Genomic DNA, 19,855 nt, shown 5'->3' on the forward strand with positions numbered 1-19,855 from the left:
CTCCAGGGGCGCGGGGGCGGGGGCCTGCTGCGTAGGGACGATTAGGTTTTGGCTCGGGGTGGGTCGCAAGGCGACCGTCCCGGTCACGCGGATGCCAATGGCCAGCGCGATTTCCAGGGCCAGCGCCGCGCTGATGCCGATGACCGCCAAACCACTACCGACCAGCAGCACCGGCCTGCGACGCGGCTCGTCCCGTTCGGGCGCGAACAACTTTTGTACGACGACAGTCGGGACATCGTCGTCCTCGTCGGGGACGGCGCTGTAAGCGAAGTCGTCGTCACCCTCGAGAGGCCCTGAAACACTGAGGTATTCGGGCAGCGACTCAGCGGCGACGGCACCGGTGCCCGGGTCTTGCGCGTAGGCCAGCGCGGCGGTCGACGAGGCGAACATCGGCGCGTTCGCCGCGGCCAGGGCGGCCCCGCGGGCCAGCGCGGTGCCGGGCTCCTCGGGTGCGCTCACCACGAGCGAGGTCGCCCATTCCAGCGCCGGCTTTATCGGGGCAATGTCGACGCCCGAACCGATCAAGAAGAGACCGCCCGGCCCCCATTCCAGCCCGTCGAGCCCCGAGATCATCCTGGTGAGTTGCGCGGTGGCCTCGGCGTAGGACTCGGCATAGATCTGTTGTCGATAGAGATCGACGATGGAGCCGTCGGAGGTCTCGACGACGGCCAGCGTGGCTGCGTCGGGCTCAACGAAAAGCACCGCCGTGCGCTCGTAACCCATTGCCCCGCCCACGAATTGACCGAGCGCCGTCGCGGCGAGAAACGTCGAGACCAGCATCACGTTCTCGAGCTTGTGGGCCGTCAGCGCGTCGCGCAGGGCGGCCGCTTCGAGTTGATCGGTCCACGTCACCCCGATGGACGACAGCTCGAGGCCGGCATCGGCGGCGCCCTCACGGGTGCCCAGAATGGCGGCGATCACTCGATCAGACACGCTGATGGTCGGCGCGTCGTCGGCAGCGGATACGTCGAACTCGTCCTCTTCGACCGTGGCTCCCTCGGCGTTCTCACCTTCGAGAAGAACCATCTGTATCGACGCTGGGGCCATCGATACGCCGAGCACGATATCCAAAACAACCCCTCCAAAGGTGTTGCTAGCCAAGCCATGGTCGGGCGGAGGAAAAAACCACGACTAACTAAGTATCGCGCAGAAGGGCAGTGGCGGAACCCCGCCGAAGCTATGTAGTCCTTATGAAGTTCTGATAGGACCGAGACGGCGTCGGTCCGCGCTGGCCCTGGTACTTCGAGCCGACGCGTGAACTGCCGTAAGGATGTTCAGCCGGGCTGGTCAACCGCAAGATACACAACTGCCCGATCTTCATGCCCGGCCACAAAGTGATGGGCAGATTGGCGACGTTGGACAGCTCGAGCGTGATGTGACCGCTGAAGCCGGGATCGATGAAGCCGGCCGTCGAGTGCGTCAGCAAACCGAGCCGGCCCAGCGACGACTTGCCCTCCAGCCGCCCCGCGAGGCCGTCGGGCAGGGTGAAGAGCTCGAGCGTCGAGCCGAGGACGAACTCGCCCGGGTGCAAGACGAAGGGCTCTCCCTCGATGGGTCGCACCAGGCTCGTCAACTCGTCCTGCTGCTTGGCGGGGTCGATATGGGTGTAGCGGGTGTTGTTGAACACCCGGAACATGCAGTCGAGGCGGACATCGATGCTGGACGGCTGCACCAGGGCGTCGTCGAAGGGATCGATGCCCAACCGGCCGGCGGTGATTTCGGCCCTGAGGTCGCGATCGGAGAGCAGCACTCGACGAGCCTAGCTACCAGGTGTCCCGCCTTCAGTCAGCGAGGTAGCTTTCCCGGCCCGTGGGATATCCGCCCCCGGTGGTCGTCACGTGGACGTGGTCGTAGTGGCCGAGCCTGGACGTTTGCGCACCATTGGGCGTGTAGTAGACGCCGCGCCAAATCGCGTCCTGTATCCCGAATCGACTCGCGTTCTGCATGACGTAGGCGACGATGGCGTTTCCCAGCGCGATGCCCTGGGCGGATTGGGGGTCGGGGATCATGACGTCGAGTGCTAGACCGAGGGGATGCCACGGCAGCGGATCCGGTCGCACGCCGCCGATTTCGTGAATCTGGGGAAAGTCCGCACTGATGGCCCGAGCGGTCAGGATGGTCCTGACCTGTAAGCCGCGTTCTGATGCGACGCCGACGGGCAAAAAGCGCGAGCGGGTGTGATATCTCGATGCCGCCGGAACATCGCGGACGCCGGCGCCAACAGATACATGCGATGCCGCCGCAACGATTTGCAAGCAGCATGGCGGGGCGTCACTGATAACGGGTTTGGCCTCAACCCGGGGTCCCAATGAATCGGTGTCCGCGGCCACGGCGAAGAAGGCTGCCGCGGGGGCCAGTACCGCTGCCAGGACAACTGATGGCTTGCGCCGTTTTTTGGCTAATCGGTGCCGACCCACGGCAAGCACATTACGGAACGATCACGAAACAATAAACACCGGCTTTTTCACATGCGGGGATAGCTGTGCGTTTCCCCACATCAAGCCATTTCAGTCGAGGCCGTTTTCTGCATTCCAATGACTTCGCACTTGCCGACCCATGCGCGCAACACCTCGGCGCAGGCGAGCGCGGCCGGGGCCGGCCGGGTGCTAGCCTGCTGGGGCAACAGCGCCGATGTAGTTCAATGGCAGAACATCAGCTTCCCAAGCTGAATACGCGGGTTCGATTCCCGTCATCGGCTCCATAGAGATCAGCGACGGCGCTGTTTGATCTGTTCGGATCCCGGTCCGGTTTCACGACTTGCCACAACCAGCCGAAGTGCCAGGGGCGGCCCGCAGAGCCAACAGGTTCGTTCATACGCATTGCGAGAGGATTCGCGCCGCGGCGGTCTAAGGTCCGAATCGCAGCCGCCGTGCTCCGGCCCGTGCAAGCTGCCCGGTCAGAGCGCCCCAGGGCACGAGCCACTTGACGGCCCTGTGCGTCCAAAGTTGTGGTGCCCACGACCGGGCACGGCCGTCAGCCAGTCGCGACCACGTAGTCTTGCGCGCATGAACCAGCCGCTGTGGCAGCCCAACGCTGATCTGAAAGCCGCGATCGCCAAGGCCACCAGCGGTTTTCGACCGCCGATAGGCGTTGCCTTCGACTTGTCGCGCATACACAAGGCAATTGACGAGATGGCGGCTCGCCAACGTCGCATGTTCGACGAGATCGACCGAAGGATCAAGGAGGCGATGCCGGCGAACTTACGTGACGTTCGAGGCAAGCCCGCGCTGGAAGACATCGTTCATAAGGAGGGCATACCAATCGCCCACGTCCCCCGCGGCGCCATCGTCCAAGAGCTGGTGGACTGCCCAGACCATGAGGCTCGCCGCAAGGTACTCGCTGCTCGGGTTAACGACATCGTCGAAGACTGCCTGGCAGTGCTAGATGACGCTCTAGACGACCCGGCCGACGACGCGATCCGCCAAGTGGCGATCAAGGCCGCTCGAGCGCTTGGCGGTGGACATGCCGAGGCCGCCCAGGCATTGGCCGTTCTGGCCAGCGAACAATTTATAAGCGACAACATTGGCGACTATGGGGCCGCCGTTCGCCAGGTCAACTCCGCCATGTCCGAGGACAGCAGATGGTTCGTCAGCTACTACAACGCTTATCTACCACTCTTCTTTGTGCCTACTTTGTATACGTCCTGGCGCCCAACCGACGGCACGCCAATTCCGAACGCACTGTCCCGGCACGTCACTGTTCACCAGGTGACCGCCGACCACCTGAATCTGGTCAACGCCGTGATCTCAGTGCTGCAGGTTTCTGGCCTAGCGGCTGCCGCTCGGTGGACACAGGAGTTCACCAAAAGGAACTCGCGTCCCCAGAGCACCTAAAGGCTGGAGCGGCGACACCGCGTAACAGTTTCGCTGGCCTTCGTCCTCACTCACCAAGATCTTCAAGAAAATCCTGTTGAGATCGCAGGATTCCAGTAACCAACATGATCGATTTCAGGGCATTCAACTGACTCAGGTGTTCGGGCGTGGGTCGGTGTGCGACCACATGTCGCGACATGATTTCCGGGGTGACGGCATCACCTTGTCGGTAGTCGACGAAGAACTTATGGATCGGTGCAAGCAATACCTGCCGCGGAAATTCCCATGGCTCGACTACATTCGCGTCGACGTCGACCAGATCGATCCTGCGGTAGCGGCTTACTCGCTTCCACTCCTTGGTCCACTTCTCGTATTCCTCCTTCGATGAGAAAGCCTGCGCGCGCGGCTCTACAGCCCAGTGGGCCAACTGCTCGCCGACGCTTGTGGCCAGCGCCATCCCAGCTTCGTAATGACCGGCAATGACCGCCTCTGCGGCCCTGCTGACCATGACCCGATCTCCTGACAAGCCTGGATGGTTGCATTCATCAACGACCTCGACGCACGCGTCGAGGATGGCTCGTCGCTCATTCACGAGAACTGAGGTTCGCTCGCTGGCCGTGGCTGCTGATGCGAGCTGGATGATCACATCCGCCGAAGGCACCCACGACAGCGGGATCCCTTCGTCCTTCGCGGCCTTGAGAAGAGCATGGGCCGCACCAGTGCCTTGCCAGTTCCGCGGACGGCTCATGTCCAAAGCCAACCGCAGAGCCTCGTCAGATTGAGCGGCTATGAGCACGCCCGGTTCATCGACGCGTGGGAACGCCGCGATGACTTCGGCAAAGGCAGTCGCAGGCACCCGCCGGAGCTTAGCGAAGACTGATGTGGACCCTGCGCGAACCGCCAATTTTTGAGCTTCCGGACAGCAGGATCAGCATGTCCGTTCCGATCAGGGCAGTCACCGACTCGTGGCGATGTGGTTGAGCAAGTCCCTTGCCGCCCCCGCCGGCGGGGTGCGGGCGCCCAGCCAGATCGCACGCAGATCGCGTCGCAAGTCCAGATCCGCGACCGGAACTGCGCGCAGGCGACCGTGAATGAGGTCATCGCTGACGGCCAGCCGGCTCATTACCGCCGGACCGGCACCGGCCAGGACGGCAGCGCGAACCGCTGCCGCAGAAGCAAGTTCGAGTGGATGCGCGGCGGGCGCCGACTGATCGCCGTCCAGGGGTTCCTCGGTGCCTAGCAAGAGGTGCCAACCCGACTTGCGCGATACCAGCGGCGTTCGGCGAAGCTCCGCAACGGTGATCGGAGCCGATCGTCGCACCCACTTGTGATCGGGCGGCACGACGACGATCAGCTCGTCGCGCCGGATCACGCGGCTGCGCAACCCGCGGAGTGCGCCGCGGATCTCGATGAATCCAAGCTCTGCCTCGCCCTCCCGCACGGCCGCGATCACTCCGTCGCTGTCAGTTGCGTTGAAGCTGACCTCCGGCGCGGTGCCGCCGTGCCGCAGCGCCGCCGCCTGGAACGACACCAGCCAGCGGGGCAGCAATTGCTCGGCCACCGTTTGGCTGGCGGCCACCGTGAGCCGGCTGCGACGCTCGGCGCGCAACGACGCCAGCCCGGTGTCGACGCGCTGCGCGACATCGAGTATCTGGTCCGCCCATTCGGCGACGACCTCGCCCGCCGGGGTCAGTTGGGTGCCTCGCGTCGTGCGCGTCACCAGCCGCACGCCGATCTGGGATTCAATCGAGGTCAGCCGCGCCGAAACGGCCTGCTGACTGGTTCCCACTTCTCGGCTGGCCGCATTCAAGCTGCCCGTCTTGGCGATCGCCGACAACAACTCCAGCGCAGAAAGTTCGGGCATCCGCGCGCTTAACGGCACGCCCGATCGTAGCTCCACCGGTGCCTGCTGGATACAAGGCGCGCTTGTATCCCTGCAAGAACGCGACGGCTACTGCGACGACATCGCTGGATGAACGATCAATGACATGAACACTTCAACAAACATCAACCAGACCCACGCCCCCACGACAAGCACCGCGCGCACCACCGCAAGCGGATTCCGGCGCCGCACCATGGCCGGCGTTCTGCTGGCCATGGGGATCACGGCGACCGCCGTTGGCTTCGCTGCGACGAGCCACGCCGACGAGGGCGCACCGGCCCCGGCCCCGGCGGTCACTGCGCCGGCGCCGGCCACCCCCTGGCTCCCAACGATCGACCGATTCTGGGGCGGCTACCGGCACCTGCAGTGCGGCTTCCCCGGCTGGCGCGGCCCCTTCCAGTGCTGGTACTGAGCGACGGAGACGAAAGGACAACTGACCACTACACCACGGGCGACCCGCATGGGCCGCCCGTTCGCTCTTGAGACGGGGCTTATTTCATAACGCTTACATAGCTTCAGCAAGCTCCTGATACAGCTTTCCGGGCGACGATCGGTTAGCGGTCTCGTTGGAAGGCGTGCGTAGTGGATATCGTGCTTGGGGTCTCGATGGCGCCCGCGTCGGTTGAGATGGTGCTGCTGCAAGGGGAGAACGCCGACGGCGTCGCCCTGGACGAGAATGAATTCGCGACGAGCGCCGCCGACGACCCGCCGACCATCAGCGCATCCGACCGCGTGGTCACCGCCATGCTGGCTACCCGCGAAGACACTGAGGCTGCGGGCCTCGAGTTGTCCTCCGTCGGGGTGGCATGGACCGACCAACTCGAGGCGGCGGCCTTACGCGACGCCCTTGCCGCCCACAAGCTCGAGAACGTCATGCTGGTCTCAGCGTTTTTGGCCGCGACCTCGCTGACTCAATTCGTCGGCGGCGCAATGGGTTACGAGCGTACGGCACTGCTCTTCATGGAGCCCGACACCGCGACGTTGGCCGTCGTCGAGACCTCCGACGGTTCCATCGCGGATGTTCACCAAGAGCAATTGGCTGCCGCGACGGGGCGGCTGACGGACGACGAGCTGATGAACCTACTCGCCGGGCTCGACCGGCTGCCGACGCGCCCGGATGGGCTGTTTGTGGTCGGCTCCGGTGTTGACATCGCAACGGTCAGGGCGCAATTGGAAGAGGCGACGTCGCTTTCCGTGAGCGCGCCGGAAGAGCCGGAGACAGCCCTTGCCCGCGGGGCGGCCCTGGCGTCCGCGAATGCGTCGTTGTTCGCGCCCTCGACGGCCGCGCTGGCCTACGCACAGGACCCCGGCACGGGTGCGGTCGACGCGAGCGCCCTACCCGCATACCTGAGCATCGCCGCGGCCGAGCCGGGCGAGGACGACCTTGCCTATAGTGCGATCGCCGACGATGAAGCCAGCGCCCCAACTGTCGTCATGGACGCTCCCGCCCATCGTGAGAGCCAGCCCCGCCGTAGGTCGGGCCTGCTAATCGGAAGCGTGGTGGCGGTCGCCGGCTTTAGCGCGGCGTTGGCACTGGAGGTAGCGCTGTCAGTGGGCGTCCACACAACGGTCGGGTTGCTACCCGCCCCGCTGCACAATCTCATCGCTCCGGCTGAGCAGGTATTCGCTCCTGCGCCAGGGGAAGTCGCGGCCACCAAGGCGGCACCAAAGCCGTTGAGTCCGCCCGCAGCCACGCCGCCGCCGGCAGCTCCGGTTCCCGCGGCTCCGCCACCCGCGGATCCGATCCTCCCGGCTCCGATTGCGGCTGTGCCGCCGGTGCCCGTCCCGCTGGTCGTCCCGCCGATCGCGCTGCCCGCTCCCCCGCCAGTAGTCCTGCCGGACCCTCCAGCGAGCCCGCCGGTCGAGCAGACCCCGCCGATCCATGTCCCCCCGCCGGTCCATGTCCCCCCGCCGGTCCACGTTCCCTCGCCAGGGGCGCCGAAATCGCCGCCGCCCCACCAAATTCCCCCAGTGCAGGGGCCGAATCCAGGCGGCGAGGGCGGCGGGCCCGCCGGCAACCCGGGCGGATCTGTTAGCGGCCCCGGTCCGAGCCACGGAGCACCCGGGGACGGCGGGCCGCACGGCGGCGGACCCGTCGGCGGTGGTGGGCCAGTTGGTGGCGGTGAGTCCAGCGGCGGCAGCCACGGCGGCGGCGTCGAGAGTGGCGGCGGCGGTGGCGCGAGCTCGGCTGGCGGTGCGAGCGCCAGTGGCGGGAGCTCTAGCTCTGGCGGCGGTGCCGAGAGTGGCGTCGGCCACCGGTAGCCATCCCGTCGGCTGTAGCCAAATCGTGATGAAGTCTTGATCAATTGCGAACGCGCCCTTGCACTTCCACTGTTCAGGACACCCCTACCATCACTATTGCAACGCTGTCAGTTAAAAGGAAATGGAGCCATGCGGGCGGTTGTTCGGTGTGTTCTTGCCGTCGTCGGGATGGCCGGGAGCGTGGTTGCGAGCCCGGCCGGTGTAAGTGTGGCCGCGGCGCATCAGCCGCAGCATTTCGCCATCGCGTCGGTTCTCCCGCGGCGGGGCGAGGTCGTGGGTGTCGCGCATCCTGTGGTGGTGACGTTCGATGCGCCCGTCGCCGACCGGCACGCGGCCGAGCATGCCATCGCGGTCAAGTCGGCGCCGGCGATGACCGGCAAGTACGAATGGCTCGACAACAAGGTCGTGGAGTGGGTTCCGGACCGATTCTGGCCCGCGCACAGCACGATTCCGCTCTCGGTGGGCGGCGTGTCCACGGAAATGAAGACGGGCCCGGCCGTCGTCGGTGTCGCCAGCATCTCGGAGCACACGTTCACGGTGACCATCGACGGGGTCGAGGCGGGACCGCCGCCTTCGCTTCCCGCGCCGCACCACCGGCCCCACTTTGGGGAGCAGGGGGTTCTGCCGGCATCCATGGGGAGGCCTGACTACCCGACCCCCGCCGGCACGTACACCGTCCTATCGAAAGAGCGCTCCATCGTTATGGATTCGAGCAGCGTCGGCATCCCCGTCGACGCTCCCGACGGTTACCGGCTTCCGGTGGACTACGCGGTTCGCATCACCGACCGTGGCCTCTTCGTGCACTCGGCTCCGTGGGCCGTCAATGCGCTCGGGTTGGAGAATGTCAGCCACGGCTGCATCAGCCTCAGCCCCGAGGACGCCGAGTGGTACTACAACACAGTCAATGTTGGCGACCCGGTGATCGTGCAGGAAAACAGCATCGAAGTTCCCCGGGCAGTGACTCGCTAGCTCCGCCCCTAATCGCGTCGAAATACTCTGACCGCGCGGGCTTTTCACCGTGTCGGTACCTACGAAACGGACCCGCTGGTGATAACCCAGCGGGTCCGTAGCGTTCGGAAGGGAATCGGCGTCAGCGCGCGCCCGACGGACCGGGCATGACCGGCTGACCTGGCACCGGCCCGCCCGTCGGCGCCGGACCGGTCGGCGCGTCCTTGACGCCGGACATGTCGAGGAGCGGGGCGGTCGCCACACCATCGAGTGGTGCCTCCACAGGAGCGCCGAGCGCGATCAGCGGGGCACCGGCAGGTACCACCGGGGCGACCGGAGCGCCGAGGGGAAGGGGCAGCGGGCCAGGCAAGAGCGGAACGCCAGCCGGCACGACGGGCACGATCGGGGCGCCAACGGGACCGGGCACCACCAGCGGAACACCGGACATGTCCGTGAGCGGAGCGGCGCACGTTTCGACGATCGAGCCACCGGCGGCGAGTACCGGTCCGCCAGCGGCTTCTGCCGGTCCACCGACGACCGCCGGCACCTCGCCCGCCTGCTGCTGGGTGCACGCGTGGCCGCCCGTTATCAGCGGGGCGGCCGCCGCGTCGGGGCTCAACGCTATCGCGGCGCCGCACAACCCAGCGCTGGCAACTACTTTGATGCTGAACCGATCCGCCATCAGCGTCGACTCCTTTTTCGCGCGCAAATACTTCCAAACCAGTGCGGCCGAACCGCATAGCCATACCGAAGTCGTTCCCGACGACCGAGCCAATTGTCTGCAGACACTATGGAACATGAGCCGCGCCGCACCGCGCCGTTTCCAAATGGTGACGTCACGAGGTTGTCACGACTCAGGGACGCGCGGGTTCTATGGCGAAACGCACGATGGTCGTCTTGGTAGCCGCGTCCAGCAACTGTTGCCGATCCGGCTGGCGATCCCCCGGCAGGCCCAGCATCAGCCCTTTGGCCGCTTGCGGCCCATTGCGCCTTGCGAATTCACCCAGAATGTCGGCCTTGCGCTCCGGTTGACTGATCACGCTTGGCTGAGCGGTGAACCAGCTGCCCTTGATGAGCAAACGCACGTTCCGGGCGCCGCCGATCGTCTTAGGCCACTTGGCGGAGCTCGTAGCGATGACGTCGCCGTCATCCCAGGGGAAATAGCCGATGGCGAAGCTGTACTGCTTGCCCGTCTTACCGCCCGTGTAGTTCAGGAGCATCAGCCGGCCGCTCACGATCGGGTGCAACGGCGATTTGAGCAAGGGCCGCACGATGGCATTGGCACGTGCGAAGAACTTGGCCAGGGGCGCCGGATCGTCAAACATCCCCTTCAAGCTACTCAGCACGCCGGAAGACGCACACAATGTGCGTGTGGTCGTCTTCAAGCGAAAGGGTCGGGAGCGGGAAAGCGCCGAGCCGTCCGACGGACAGGGCTATCACCAGCAGTGGCTGGAAAACGCCGAGCGCCGGGGCGTGCCTTCAGACGTCGTCGCCGAGATCGCCCGAGAGCACGGCATCACCCCGGGGAGCTTCACGATTCTCGGGCAATGTACCGAGCTCAAAGATCCTGACGGCAAGTCCTTCTTCCTCCTCCCGCGGGGTATCAGCGGGAGCGAGGCGCGCAACGCGGCGCTGATGACCTACGTTCTCAACGCCGGCACCGACTACGGCAAGGCGGGCAGGCAACCCACGGACTTCCCCGAGACGCCATACTCCGCCGCCGAGGTTGGGCGGATCGTCAACCGGCAGAAGGCAAACAACTGGAGCTACGAGCAGGACGTCGGCTTCGCGCATCGCAACGGCGGGCGCCTCGTCACCACGCCCAACGGCATGCTCATGGGCCTCGGCGGCAACCGGATCCAGAAGCTGTTCGGCCGGGAGGGCGGCACCGCCTGGGGCGACGTCTTCATGGTCAACGTCAACGACTCGATCGGCGCCGAACACCGGCTGCGCCAAATCGTCGAGTCCGGGCATGCCTGGTACTCCGACCGCAATGGCAACGCCTTCGAGAGCAACCTCGCGCTGGACCGGGTGTTGCACCACGAGGAGGTGCACTGCCAGCAGTGGGCCGGCAAAGGCCACGCCGGCATGATCGCGGCCTACCTCTGGGAAGTCGTCCGCGACAAGGTCTTTGGCAAGACGAACAGGCTCGAAGCGGACGCCGGCCTGTCCGACGGGGGTTACCGCTGAGCCGCGCAGCGCGAGGTCACAAAGCGCGAATCCCGTTGTGCAGCACCATCAAACCGATCAAGACCAGGATGGCTGCCATTAGCGCGGCGTTGTTGCGCTCCATCCAAATTTTGAGCCGTGCCAGCGGATCGTCGAGACGGTGACCGACCTCCGCGTAGGCCAGCACCGGGATCGCGACCGTCGACGCGGAGACGGCTACGAAAAACGCGCCGCATATCAGCCCGTCGACGACACCGAGGTCGTTGGTGCCGATGGCCAATCCGGCGGCCAGGCACATGATCAGCACCTCGACCCTTACAACCGTCAGCACCAGCCCGGTGATCGCGGCGCGCCTCGGTGCGATGGTGGCAAACGCGCGCATCCACGCCGGCGACTCGCTGTGGCCGTGCCGGGTCAGCCATCGGTAGATACCGAACAGGATGAGTGCCGACCCGAGGACCACGCGCAGCCAGGACGCCCAGGTCGGCGGCGAGTCGTGCATGCCCCCGAGCGCGCCGGAGGCCGCAACGAAGATCGCGGTCAGCGCTGCCAGCCCGAACACCCAACCCCCGAGGAACGCCAGGCTGGTGGGCCGCGGCCGCGGCGTTTGCAGCACCAGGACCGCCGGGATGATCGACAGCGGCGAGATCGCGACGACCAGCGCCAGCGGAGTGAGCACGCTCAGAACGGATCCCCAGCTAGTTGCCACGGGCAGCAATCTTCGCACTGACGCCGGGATCGTGCCACCGAGCGCGCCGGGTGTGGTCGTGTCGACCCCGAAAAGCCGCCGGAGTGGTTGGATGTGACGTGCGGTGCAACAACATTCGTTGCGCTCCCAGACAGGGGGGATGATCGCATGACTCGGACCCACCTTGGACACATTTTTCACCTGACCGGCGCACCGCCGCTGTCCGAAGCCGGCGCGGCGCTGGTGTCGATCCCGCAGGGCGCGTTGGTGGTCGGGGACGACGGCAAGGTCGCGTTCTGTGGCGAGCGCGCCGAGATCCCGCTGAAGTACCGGTCTGCGCCGGTGTCCGATCACCGGCCCGGGTTCCTGCTCCCGGGCTTCGTCGATAGCCACGTGCATTTTCCGCAGACGTTCGCCGGCGACTCGTACAACGGGGGGCAGCTGCTGGAGTGGCTGACCGGCTGCATGTACCCGTCGGAGGCCCGCTTCGCCGACCCGGCGTTCGCCAAGCGGGCGGCCGTCGAGTTCTGTGACAGGCGCATCGCGAGCGGAACCACCGCGGCCATGGTCTTCGGGTCCGCGTTTCCCCACGCCCAAGACGCGCTGTTCGCCGAGACGCAGCGGCGAGGACTGCGGATCGTCAGCGGCCGCGGCATCCAGACCGTCGGCCCCAAAGCAGCTGAGCCGTTGATGACGTCGGAGTCCGATGCGCTGCGGTTGGTCCGGGAGGAGATCGACAAGTGGCACGCGGCCGACACCGGAGACGTGAAGACCGCGCGGTTGCACGTCGCCGTCGTTCCGCGGTTCGCGATCGCGGTCACCGCCGAGATGCTGAAAAGCCTTGGCGAACTATACGATTCGGTGCGGGATCTGGGTGTGTATTTTCACACCCACCTCAACGAGAACAACCGCCCAGACACCGGCGAGGTCGCCGAAACCAAGAAGATCTTTCAGGTCGACACCTACCTGGACACCTATGACGGCAGGTTCCTGCCGGGCTCGAAGGTCGGCGGGCCGAGCATGCTCGGGCGCCGCAGTGTCATGGCGCACGCGGTGCATTGTCAGGATTCCGAACTCGAGCGGATGTCGGAGACCGGCACGTCGATCGCGCATTGCCCCGTCTCACAGCAGTTTCTCGGCTCGGGCACGATGCCGTGGCTGCGCACGGTTGCCTCCGGTGTAAACATCGCCGCCGGAACGGATTTCGGCGGCGGGGACGAGTGGCCGATACCGCAGGTGCTCGCCGCCGCGTTCAAGGTGCACATCTCGGAGCCGGGCGACGCCGGCGTTTCGATGCACCCGGCCGAAATGCTGTTCCTCGGAACGCTGGGTGGTGCGCGCGCACTCGACATGGAGGACCGGTTCGGAAACTTCGACGTCGGCAAGGAGGCCGACTTCGTCGTCATCGACCCGAACCGCACGCCGGCGCTGAAGGCCGTGATCACTCAGGGCGTGCGGTCCGACGATCCGGCGATGGCCCGCGACCAGACGCTGTTTGGATTGCTCATGAGCACGCGGGAGACGTCCATCGCCGGAACCTACGTGCAGGGACGCCGGCTGGCTCCGGCGCAACCGGCAACCGGCTAGCCCCGTCGGCGCAGCGTCCAAGCCGGGACCCAGTGCGTCACGCTTTTCTGCTTGGACCCGTATGCGATCGGATAGGTCACCAGCCCCCACCAGTCGCCCTGCTCGCAGAGCCCCCAGCAGGTCAGCCGGCCTTCGACGACCTTGTGCAGCTGCAGGCCGTTGGGCTGATACCGGCCGGACCGGTGCGGCTCGCGCGGGAACAGCACGGTCAGGTCCACCAGCACCGTGATCGGCGGACGCACCACCCGAAACGGGCTGCGGACCGGCTGGCCGTTGTACCCGATCGACGCGAGCTGACCCATTGATCGATCATACGTTCGAATCGCTGGTTCGTTGAGTCCCCGCAATTGCGGCGCGGACGCCCGGCCCAATCGATAGAGTCGCGTCACCGATACCGAGGAGAAGTCGCCATGAGGACATTTGTGGCCGCAGGACTACTGGCATTGGCCGGGCTGATGACCATTGCGGTGGGCGTGGCCAACGCCGATGAAGTGGAAGTCGAAGGCAACTACTCGAGCCAAGCCGGTTGCGAGGCCGACGGCCCGCACGTCGAGATCACCCACAACGACCACCTCTACACCCACTGGGACTGCCGCCAGGGTCCCGACGGTTTTTGGCACGTGTGGCTGAGTAACTGAAACTCGCCTTCTGGCAACATAGCGATGTGCTCAGCGAGTCACGGCCTTCCCGTGAAGCGCTTCGCGGTGACCGGCTGGCACGGCCGCCCGCTGCGCTCGACCCGCTGATCGTTGGAATACTGGCCGCCGCCATCAGTCTGGTCGGCGCCGGCCGCCCGTCCTTCTGGTACGACGAGGCGGCAACCATTTCGGCCTCCTACAGTCGATCCCTGGCCCAGTTGTGGCGGATGCTGGGCAACGTCGATGCCGTGCACGGGCTGTACTACCTGCTGATGCACGGCTGGTTCCAGATCTTCCCGCCCACCGAGTTCTGGTCCCGCGCACCGAGCGGCCTGGCCGTCGGGGGCGCCGCCGCCGGCGTCGTGGTGCTGGGCAAGCAGTTCTCGTCTCGCACCGTCGCGGTGGCCGCCGGGGTCATCTGCGGGATCCTGCCCCGCTCGACATGGGCGGGCATCGAGGCGCGGCCCTATGCGCTTTCGATGATGGCGGCGGTGTGGCTGACCGTGCTGCTCGTTGTTGCCGCTCGCCGCGACAACGCTTGGTGCTGGCTGTATTACGCGATCGCCCTGGCGTCGTCGATCCTGCTCGAGATGTACATCGTCCTGTTGTTGTTGGCGCACGTCGTTTTCGTCTGCGCCTTTTGGCGCAGTCGAGCAGTGCTCGTTCACTTCGCGATTGCTTCGATCCTGACGGTGTGCGCGCTGGCGCCGTTCGCCTTCGAGGTCGTCGGGCAGGTTCAGCAGATCAAGTGGATCGCGCCGATCGGGCACCGGACCATCGAAGACGTGACGGTGCAGCAGTACTTCGAACGAAGCCCGCCGTTCGCGGTGTTGTCGGCCGTGGTGGTGGCGGCGGCAATTGTCTTGTGGCTCAGCGGCTCCGCCAAATTCAAAGATTCGGACCGACAGCTGCTGACCCTGGCGAGCGCATGGCTGGTGATCCCGACCGCCCTGATCGTGATCTGGTCGGCGGTCGCGGTCCACCCGATCTACACGCCGCGCTATCTGTCGTTCACCGCGCCGGCGGTGGCGCTGGCCCTCGGCGTCTGCATCGGCGCGTTCGCCGTCAAGCCCTGGGCGGCGACGGGCATCGTGTTACTTTTCGCCGTCGCTGCGGCGCCGAATTATATTCGGGCACAACGTAACCCGTACGCGAAATACGGAATGGATTACAGCCAGGTGGCGGATCTCATCACGGCGAAGGCCGCGCCGGGTGATTGCCTGCTGGTCAACGACACGGTGACGTTCATGCCCGCCCCGATGCGCCCGTTGCTGGCGGCGCGACCTGATGCCTATCGGAAGCTGATCGACCTCACCCTGTGGCAACGGGCAACCGACCGCAATGAGGTCTTCGACACCAACCTGATACCGGAAGTCGTCGCCGCGCCGCTAAGTCGTTGCGGCGTGGTATGGATCATCACCCAGGCCGACGCGTCGCAGCCGGCCCACGAGCGGGGCGCGGCACTTCCGCCCGGCTCTCGCTACGGCGCCACCCCCGCGTTCGCGGTCCCCCGCGATCTGGGCTTCCGGCTCGTCGAGCGGTGGCAGTTCAACCTCGTCCAGGTGATCAAAGCCGAGCGATGACCGCCTACCAGATGCGGATGTAGTCGATGAGCATATCCGCCGGGAAGGTACCCGCGGCCGGATCGCCGGCGCCCACCCCGCCGACGGCAAGGGTGAACATGGGAGTCATCCAATAGCCCGGGTTGTTGAACGGCCACCGCATATCCTCGGGAGGGCCACCGTAGACGTGGATCGGCTTGTTCGGAACGCTGAAGTATGGCGCCCCGCCGTCGCGCGAGAATTGGAAACCCTCCGGCCCCCAGTGCATTCGCCACGTGTGCCAAGCCCCGTCCACCAGACCCGGAATCGATTTCCCCTCCCAGGTTTTCCCGTTGGATGCCGCGTGGACCGTGGTGCCTGGGGCCCAGGCGCCGTTGCCGTACCACTCGAAGACGTCGACCTCACCGTCGGGCATGGGATCCTCGTTGACGCCCCAGAACGCGGACCACAGGCCGGGGAACAAACAGTCCAGTTTGATTCGCGCTTCCCAGGTCTGGTTGATCATGCTGCGAAAGTTGCCGCGCAGTTTGCCGCTGTAATAGGTGCCCATTTCGTTGGTGGCGCGCAGGACGAGGTTGGAGTTGCCGTCGAGGAACACGTTTCGGCGGTCGTCGCGGTATATCCCTTCGACCGGCGGGAACACGTCGTCCTGCCAAGTCTGCACCGTCCACTTGCCCGGATCGGGGCCTGAGCCCGCCGGACCGTCGAACTCATCGTGGAAGATGTATGGCCCGCTGCCACCGGTCGACGGCGCCTGCGGCGCCGACGGGGCGGCCCAGGCCTCGGGCATACGCATCGCGGCCCCGATCATGCCGAGCCCTGTCGTCAACAACATGCTGCGACGATCCATCTACCAACCACCCATCGTTGAAGTCGGGAACTCTGACTCGGTGCGCCCCTTCTCGGCAACTCTCGCAAACGGTGTTATGAAACCATGCACCTGGATGCTACGCACCCCACCTCAGGTGGTTTTCAAAAGACACGCACCCAGTCGACCAGCATTTCCGCCGGGTAGCGCCCGAAATCCGGCGATCATCGTCATCCGCCGCCGATCCATGTCTGGACGATAGCAGCCCATTTTCGGCCGCGCGATCGCCGCGTGCCAACCGCCTTCCCTCCTGTCAACTATCAATCTGGTTGACATTGTCCGAGTCGGTGGTATCAAGGAGCTTGATACCTCTGATGTGTTGAAAGGAATAGAGATGTCTGGTGGATTTTTCGGCGGGTTCGGTGGACCCGGCTTCGGTGGGCCCGGCTTCGGTGGCCCCGGGTTTGGTGGCCCCGGTTTCGGTGGCCCCGGGTTTGGTGGCTGGGGCGAAAAGGGTTAGGGCCACGGCGGGTTCGGCGGTCCCGGCTTCAAGGGCGGCTTCGGGCCCGGCGGTCGCCCCTTCCTCAAGCGCGCCGCGTTCGTGACCGCGGCCCTGCTGCTCGACGGGCCGGCCGACGCCGCGCAGATCGTGCAGCGAGTGTCCGACGCGACCGAGGGCGCCTTCACCCCGCCGCAGGACGTGGCGGAGCTGGCCATCGGGCTGCTGGCCGGCCGGGGTGTGGTCACGGTCGACAACGGCGTGGCGACGCTGACCGAATTCGGCCAGAACCTGCTGTCCTGGCGCGGCGTCAGCAGCGAGACCGCGCACGCCTTCCTGGGGCGAGCGGCCAAGTTCGGCGACGTGTTCAAGATCCGCAGAACGCTCTTCGAGGTCGCGGGGCTGGCGCGCACGATCACCTGGACCGGCACCGACGAGCAGAAGCAGCAGCTCGCCGAGACCCGGACCAAGGTGCTGGAAGCGCTGACCGACGCGAAGAAGACGCTGCACCGCGTCCTCGGCGAGAGTTAGCAGCGGGTCGCCACCATCGGCCTAGGCCGAGGCGGGCTCGCTGAGCTTGACCAACATCTTGCCGATGTTGGCTCCCGTGAATAGGCCGTTGAGGGCGTCGACGCACGATTCGACGCCCTCAAACACGGTCTGGCGGTGTCGGATCCGGCCCTCGTGCTCCCATTGGTGAAGCGCGGCGAAGGCCTCGTCGAAGCGACCCCAGTCGTCGAGCGCGTTGAAGCCCTGCATCAGCGCGGTCTTGGACAACAGGTTCACGTAGTTGGCCGGTCCGGGGTGCTCTCCGCTGAGGTAGCTGGAGATCACCCCGCACAGCACCACGCGCGCCTTGGTGGCCAGGCGGCCCAACACCGCGTCGAGTATCGGCCCGCCGACGTTGTCGAAGTAGACGTTGACGCGCCGCGGGCAGTGCTCCTTGAGCGCGGCAGCCAGGTCGTCATTCTTGTAGTCGATGCACGCGTCGAAGCCGAAGTCCTCGACCACCGCCCGGCATTTCTCCGGGCCGCCGGCGATGCCCACCACCCGGGCGCCCGCGATCTTGGCGATCTGCCCGGCCACCGATCCGGTGGCGCCCGCGGCCGCGGACACCACGACCGTCTCCCCGGGTTGGGGCCGGCCGATGTCCGTCATCCCGATGTAGGCGGTGGCCCCGGTCGGACCGTACACCGACATGACGGCCAGCTGGTCCACCGAAGACCGGCCGGGGACGGGCGTGGTGAACACGTCGTCGCGGACGATCGCGTATTCCTGGAAGCCCGTCAGTGTGGTGACGACATCGCCGACGGCGTAGGCGCCGCAGCGCGATTCCACGATTTCCCCGATCCCGGCCGCGCGGATGACCTCGCCCAGCTGCACCGGCGGAAGGTAGCCCGGTTGGTCGTTCAGCCAAGTCCGCACCGCGGCGTCGAGCCCGACGTAGGTGGTTCGGACCAGGGCCTCACCCTCGGCGGGCTGGGGTGCCGGCTTGGTGAGCAGTTCGGTGTCACCGGGCTTGACCAGACCGGTCGGGCGACGACGCAACACGATCTGGCGGTTCGGCAAGTCGGGCACGATGCAGAAACTACCGAACGGGCCGAAATTCCCCGAATGAATGGCATATTCAGTGCATGAACGAGCACGAAGACCCGGAAGACCGGATCCGGGAACTTGAGCGCCCGCTGGCCGACGCGGCACGCACGTCCGAAGTGGGAGGCTCGCAACCGGCCGATCAGGCGTACGCGCCCGGGCCGGGGGTCCCGCCGCCGCCAAACCAATGGAGCTACGGCGGACCGTTGTCCGGCCCACCGCCGAAACCCCCGTCAAGCAACCGCGTGTGGTGGATCCTGGGCGCCGTCATCGTCATCGGCGTGCTCGCCCTCGCCGGCGGCATCGCGGCATTCGCCGCCCATCAGCTTTCCGGGGTCCGGTCGATCATCACGTCGCCGCCGACGATTTCCGTTCCGTTTACGTCACCGGCCAACAGCCCGACCACATCACCGCCGTCGAAGAGCAGGACCCGAACATCGGCCCCGTCGACGTCCGCCACCGCACCGGCGGGCGGCCAGCTCACCATCTCCGGGATCAACGAGAACCGGACGGTCGCCTGCAACGACAGCGTCGTCAGCGTGAGCGGGGTCTCCAACACCGTTGTGATCACCGGTCATTGCGCGAGCCTGACCGTATCCGGCGTCCAAAACGCGATCACCGTCGATGCCGTCGACACCATCGATGCCTCCGGCTTCGACAACAAGATCACCTACCACACGGGCACACCGAAAATCACCAATGCCGGCGGTTCGAACTCCGTCGAGCAGGGCTGACCGCGCACGAAATGCGTGATGCCCCAATCTGATTAGGGCGTCGGTTCTTCCGTATCGTCGTCGAGGACGCTGGCTGTGATCCCGTACGGCAAGAAACGGACCTTGCGCTTAGGGTCTACGTTGTCCTTGTTGGCGCGCAGCGCATCGATTTCGGTCGCGTAGACCTCCTCGACGCGAGCGCCGCCGTCGCCGTCAACTGTGTAGATGGCCCACACCCCGTCGCCGGCCTCGCCGGTGGTCTCCGGGCCGGACCGGGGCCGCCGTGACAGGTCCTCGAAGATCGCCGACCATCCCGCCCGGCCGCCGGGAGCGGCGACGAAGTTGCCGATCCGCTCGAACAACTCGCGCAGTCCCTCGCTGCCCTCCCTGATTACGCGATCGAAGTCGTCGGGATCGAATCCGAATGCACCGTGTTCGCCCACGGGACCTCCTTGCGGCTCGTCGGAGTTATTGCCCAGTGTGCGCCTAGTCGCCGTCGTCTGCCACGGACGATCGCTCAGGGCTTACGGCGCCGGGGGCGGCGGCGCCGGCGGGTTGATCGGAATCGGCACCGTGACGAATGGGAGACGCAGGTACATCGTCAGCGGGGGCCGGGCCGGATCGTACTGCGGAGGTGGTGCCGGCGGCGCGTTCTGGGGTGGTGGCGGTGCGGCCGGCACCACCTCCGCAGTAC

21 protein-coding genes, 1 tRNA gene and 1 pseudogene are annotated in these 19,855 nt (G+C 66.1%); 11 read left to right on the plus strand and 12 right to left on the minus strand.

What is annotated here, in order from left to right:
• The 3 genes from ACQI5H_RS23840 to ACQI5H_RS23850 form a co-directional block, all read right to left on the minus strand.
• The coding region (locus ACQI5H_RS23840) for a DUF7159 family protein (RefSeq protein ID WP_427081761.1) at nt 1–1,026 on the minus strand (1,026 nt) is incomplete at its 3' end.
• Nucleotides 1,027–1,177: 151 nt separating this feature from the next.
• A complete protein-coding gene (gene dcd / locus ACQI5H_RS23845) occupies nt 1,178–1,750 on the minus strand; it encodes a dCTP deaminase (RefSeq protein ID WP_427081762.1) in 573 nt (190 codons plus the stop codon).
• 31 nt (nt 1,751–1,781) lie between these two features.
• Complete coding sequence (locus ACQI5H_RS23850; protein WP_427081763.1) at nt 1,782–2,417, minus strand: hypothetical protein; 636 nt, start codon at nt 2,415–2,417, stop codon at nt 1,782–1,784.
• A gap of 210 nt (nt 2,418–2,627) precedes the next feature.
• Between ACQI5H_RS23850 and ACQI5H_RS23855 the strand changes: the two genes are divergently transcribed.
• Nucleotides 2,628–2,701 (plus strand) — tRNA-Gly (locus tag ACQI5H_RS23855).
• 304 nt (nt 2,702–3,005) lie between these two features.
• Nucleotides 3,006–3,833 (plus strand): hypothetical protein, encoded by an 828-nt coding sequence (locus tag ACQI5H_RS23860; protein ID WP_427081764.1) that lies wholly within the window; start codon nt 3,006–3,008, stop codon nt 3,831–3,833.
• Between the two features lie 46 nt (nt 3,834–3,879).
• Here ACQI5H_RS23860 and ACQI5H_RS23865 read toward each other — a convergent pair whose 3' ends face one another.
• Together ACQI5H_RS23865 and ACQI5H_RS23870 are read right to left on the minus strand one after the other, a co-directional pair.
• Nucleotides 3,880–4,668: a hypothetical protein gene (locus ACQI5H_RS23865; protein WP_427081765.1), complete on the minus strand. Its 789-nt coding sequence runs from the start codon at nt 4,666–4,668 to the stop codon at nt 3,880–3,882.
• Between the two features lie 99 nt (nt 4,669–4,767).
• The gene (locus ACQI5H_RS23870) at nt 4,768–5,694 is read right to left on the minus strand and encodes a LysR family transcriptional regulator (protein ID WP_427081780.1); all 927 of its coding nucleotides are present in this window, start codon (nt 5,692–5,694) and stop codon (nt 4,768–4,770) included.
• A 106-nt stretch (nt 5,695–5,800) separates the two neighbouring features.
• Between ACQI5H_RS23870 and ACQI5H_RS23875 the strand changes: the two genes are divergently transcribed.
• From ACQI5H_RS23875 to ACQI5H_RS23885, 3 genes are all read left to right on the plus strand, one after another.
• Nucleotides 5,801–6,106 carry a hypothetical protein gene (locus ACQI5H_RS23875; protein WP_427081766.1) on the plus strand — a complete coding sequence of 102 codons (306 nt, stop codon included), beginning with the start codon at nt 5,801–5,803 and terminating at the stop codon, nt 6,104–6,106.
• Between the two features lie 170 nt (nt 6,107–6,276).
• Nucleotides 6,277–7,956, plus strand: coding sequence for a DUF7159 family protein (locus ACQI5H_RS23880; RefSeq protein ID WP_427081767.1), 1,680 nt, complete (start codon nt 6,277–6,279; stop codon nt 7,954–7,956).
• A gap of 129 nt (nt 7,957–8,085) precedes the next feature.
• Nucleotides 8,086–8,925 carry a L,D-transpeptidase gene (locus ACQI5H_RS23885; protein ID WP_427081768.1) on the plus strand — a complete coding sequence of 280 codons (840 nt, stop codon included), beginning with the start codon at nt 8,086–8,088 and terminating at the stop codon, nt 8,923–8,925.
• Between the two features lie 121 nt (nt 8,926–9,046).
• Here the strand turns inward: ACQI5H_RS23885 and ACQI5H_RS23890 are convergent, their stop codons facing one another.
• Both ACQI5H_RS23890 and ACQI5H_RS23895 read right to left on the minus strand, forming a co-directional pair.
• A complete protein-coding gene (locus ACQI5H_RS23890; RefSeq protein WP_427081769.1) occupies nt 9,047–9,586 on the minus strand; it encodes a hypothetical protein in 540 nt (179 codons plus the stop codon).
• A gap of 172 nt (nt 9,587–9,758) precedes the next feature.
• Complete coding sequence (locus tag ACQI5H_RS23895) at nt 9,759–10,229, minus strand: hypothetical protein (protein ID WP_427081770.1); 471 nt, start codon at nt 10,227–10,229, stop codon at nt 9,759–9,761.
• A 46-nt stretch (nt 10,230–10,275) separates the two neighbouring features.
• Here ACQI5H_RS23895 and ACQI5H_RS23900 point away from each other — a divergent pair, with 46 nt between their 5' ends.
• Nucleotides 10,276–11,094, plus strand: coding sequence for a hypothetical protein (locus ACQI5H_RS23900; RefSeq protein WP_427081771.1), 819 nt, complete (start codon nt 10,276–10,278; stop codon nt 11,092–11,094).
• A gap of 16 nt (nt 11,095–11,110) precedes the next feature.
• Here the strand turns inward: ACQI5H_RS23900 and ACQI5H_RS23905 are convergent, their stop codons facing one another.
• The gene (locus tag ACQI5H_RS23905) at nt 11,111–11,782 is read right to left on the minus strand and encodes a GAP family protein (RefSeq protein ID WP_427081772.1); all 672 of its coding nucleotides are present in this window, start codon (nt 11,780–11,782) and stop codon (nt 11,111–11,113) included.
• A gap of 147 nt (nt 11,783–11,929) precedes the next feature.
• On the opposite strand from ACQI5H_RS23905, the gene ACQI5H_RS23910 reads away from it, so the two are divergent.
• The gene (locus ACQI5H_RS23910) at nt 11,930–13,348 is read left to right on the plus strand and encodes an amidohydrolase family protein (RefSeq protein WP_427081773.1); all 1,419 of its coding nucleotides are present in this window, start codon (nt 11,930–11,932) and stop codon (nt 13,346–13,348) included.
• Here the strand turns inward: ACQI5H_RS23910 and ACQI5H_RS23915 are convergent.
• A complete protein-coding gene (locus ACQI5H_RS23915) occupies nt 13,345–13,650 on the minus strand; it encodes a hypothetical protein (protein WP_427081774.1) in 306 nt (101 codons plus the stop codon). The genes ACQI5H_RS23910 and ACQI5H_RS23915 overlap by 4 nt on opposite strands.
• A gap of 108 nt (nt 13,651–13,758) precedes the next feature.
• Here ACQI5H_RS23915 and ACQI5H_RS23920 point away from each other — a divergent pair, with 108 nt between their 5' ends.
• Both ACQI5H_RS23920 and ACQI5H_RS23925 read left to right on the plus strand, forming a co-directional pair.
• On the plus strand, nt 13,759–13,986 hold the full coding sequence (locus ACQI5H_RS23920) for a hypothetical protein (RefSeq protein WP_427081775.1): 228 nt from the start codon (nt 13,759–13,761) through the stop codon (nt 13,984–13,986).
• A 74-nt stretch (nt 13,987–14,060) separates the two neighbouring features.
• Nucleotides 14,061–15,569 carry a glycosyltransferase family 39 protein gene (locus ACQI5H_RS23925; RefSeq protein ID WP_427081781.1) on the plus strand — a complete coding sequence of 503 codons (1,509 nt, stop codon included), beginning with the start codon at nt 14,061–14,063 and terminating at the stop codon, nt 15,567–15,569.
• 4 nt (nt 15,570–15,573) lie between these two features.
• Here ACQI5H_RS23925 and ACQI5H_RS23930 read toward each other — a convergent pair whose 3' ends face one another.
• Nucleotides 15,574–16,398, minus strand: coding sequence for a glycoside hydrolase family 16 protein (locus tag ACQI5H_RS23930; protein ID WP_427081776.1), 825 nt, complete (start codon nt 16,396–16,398; stop codon nt 15,574–15,576).
• A 352-nt stretch (nt 16,399–16,750) separates the two neighbouring features.
• On the opposite strand from ACQI5H_RS23930, the pseudogene ACQI5H_RS23935 reads away from it, so the two are divergent.
• Nucleotides 16,751–17,386, plus strand: a pseudogene (locus ACQI5H_RS23935) (hypothetical protein).
• 21 nt (nt 17,387–17,407) lie between these two features.
• On the opposite strand, the gene ACQI5H_RS23940 reads toward ACQI5H_RS23935, so the two are convergent.
• The gene (locus ACQI5H_RS23940; protein WP_427081777.1) at nt 17,408–18,433 is read right to left on the minus strand and encodes an NADP-dependent oxidoreductase; all 1,026 of its coding nucleotides are present in this window, start codon (nt 18,431–18,433) and stop codon (nt 17,408–17,410) included.
• 56 nt (nt 18,434–18,489) lie between these two features.
• Between ACQI5H_RS23940 and ACQI5H_RS23945 the strand changes: the two genes are divergently transcribed.
• On the plus strand, nt 18,490–19,182 hold the full coding sequence (locus ACQI5H_RS23945; RefSeq protein ID WP_427081778.1) for a DUF3060 domain-containing protein: 693 nt from the start codon (nt 18,490–18,492) through the stop codon (nt 19,180–19,182).
• 32 nt (nt 19,183–19,214) lie between these two features.
• Here the strand turns inward: ACQI5H_RS23945 and ACQI5H_RS23950 are convergent, their stop codons facing one another.
• Nucleotides 19,215–19,604 (minus strand): hypothetical protein, encoded by a 390-nt coding sequence (locus ACQI5H_RS23950; protein ID WP_427081779.1) that lies wholly within the window; start codon nt 19,602–19,604, stop codon nt 19,215–19,217.
• Nucleotides 19,605–19,855: the final 251 nt, after the last annotated feature.

It is taken from the genome of Mycobacterium heidelbergense, from assembly GCF_050205645.1.
Classification (GTDB): domain Bacteria; phylum Actinomycetota; class Actinomycetes; order Mycobacteriales; family Mycobacteriaceae; genus Mycobacterium; species Mycobacterium heidelbergense_A.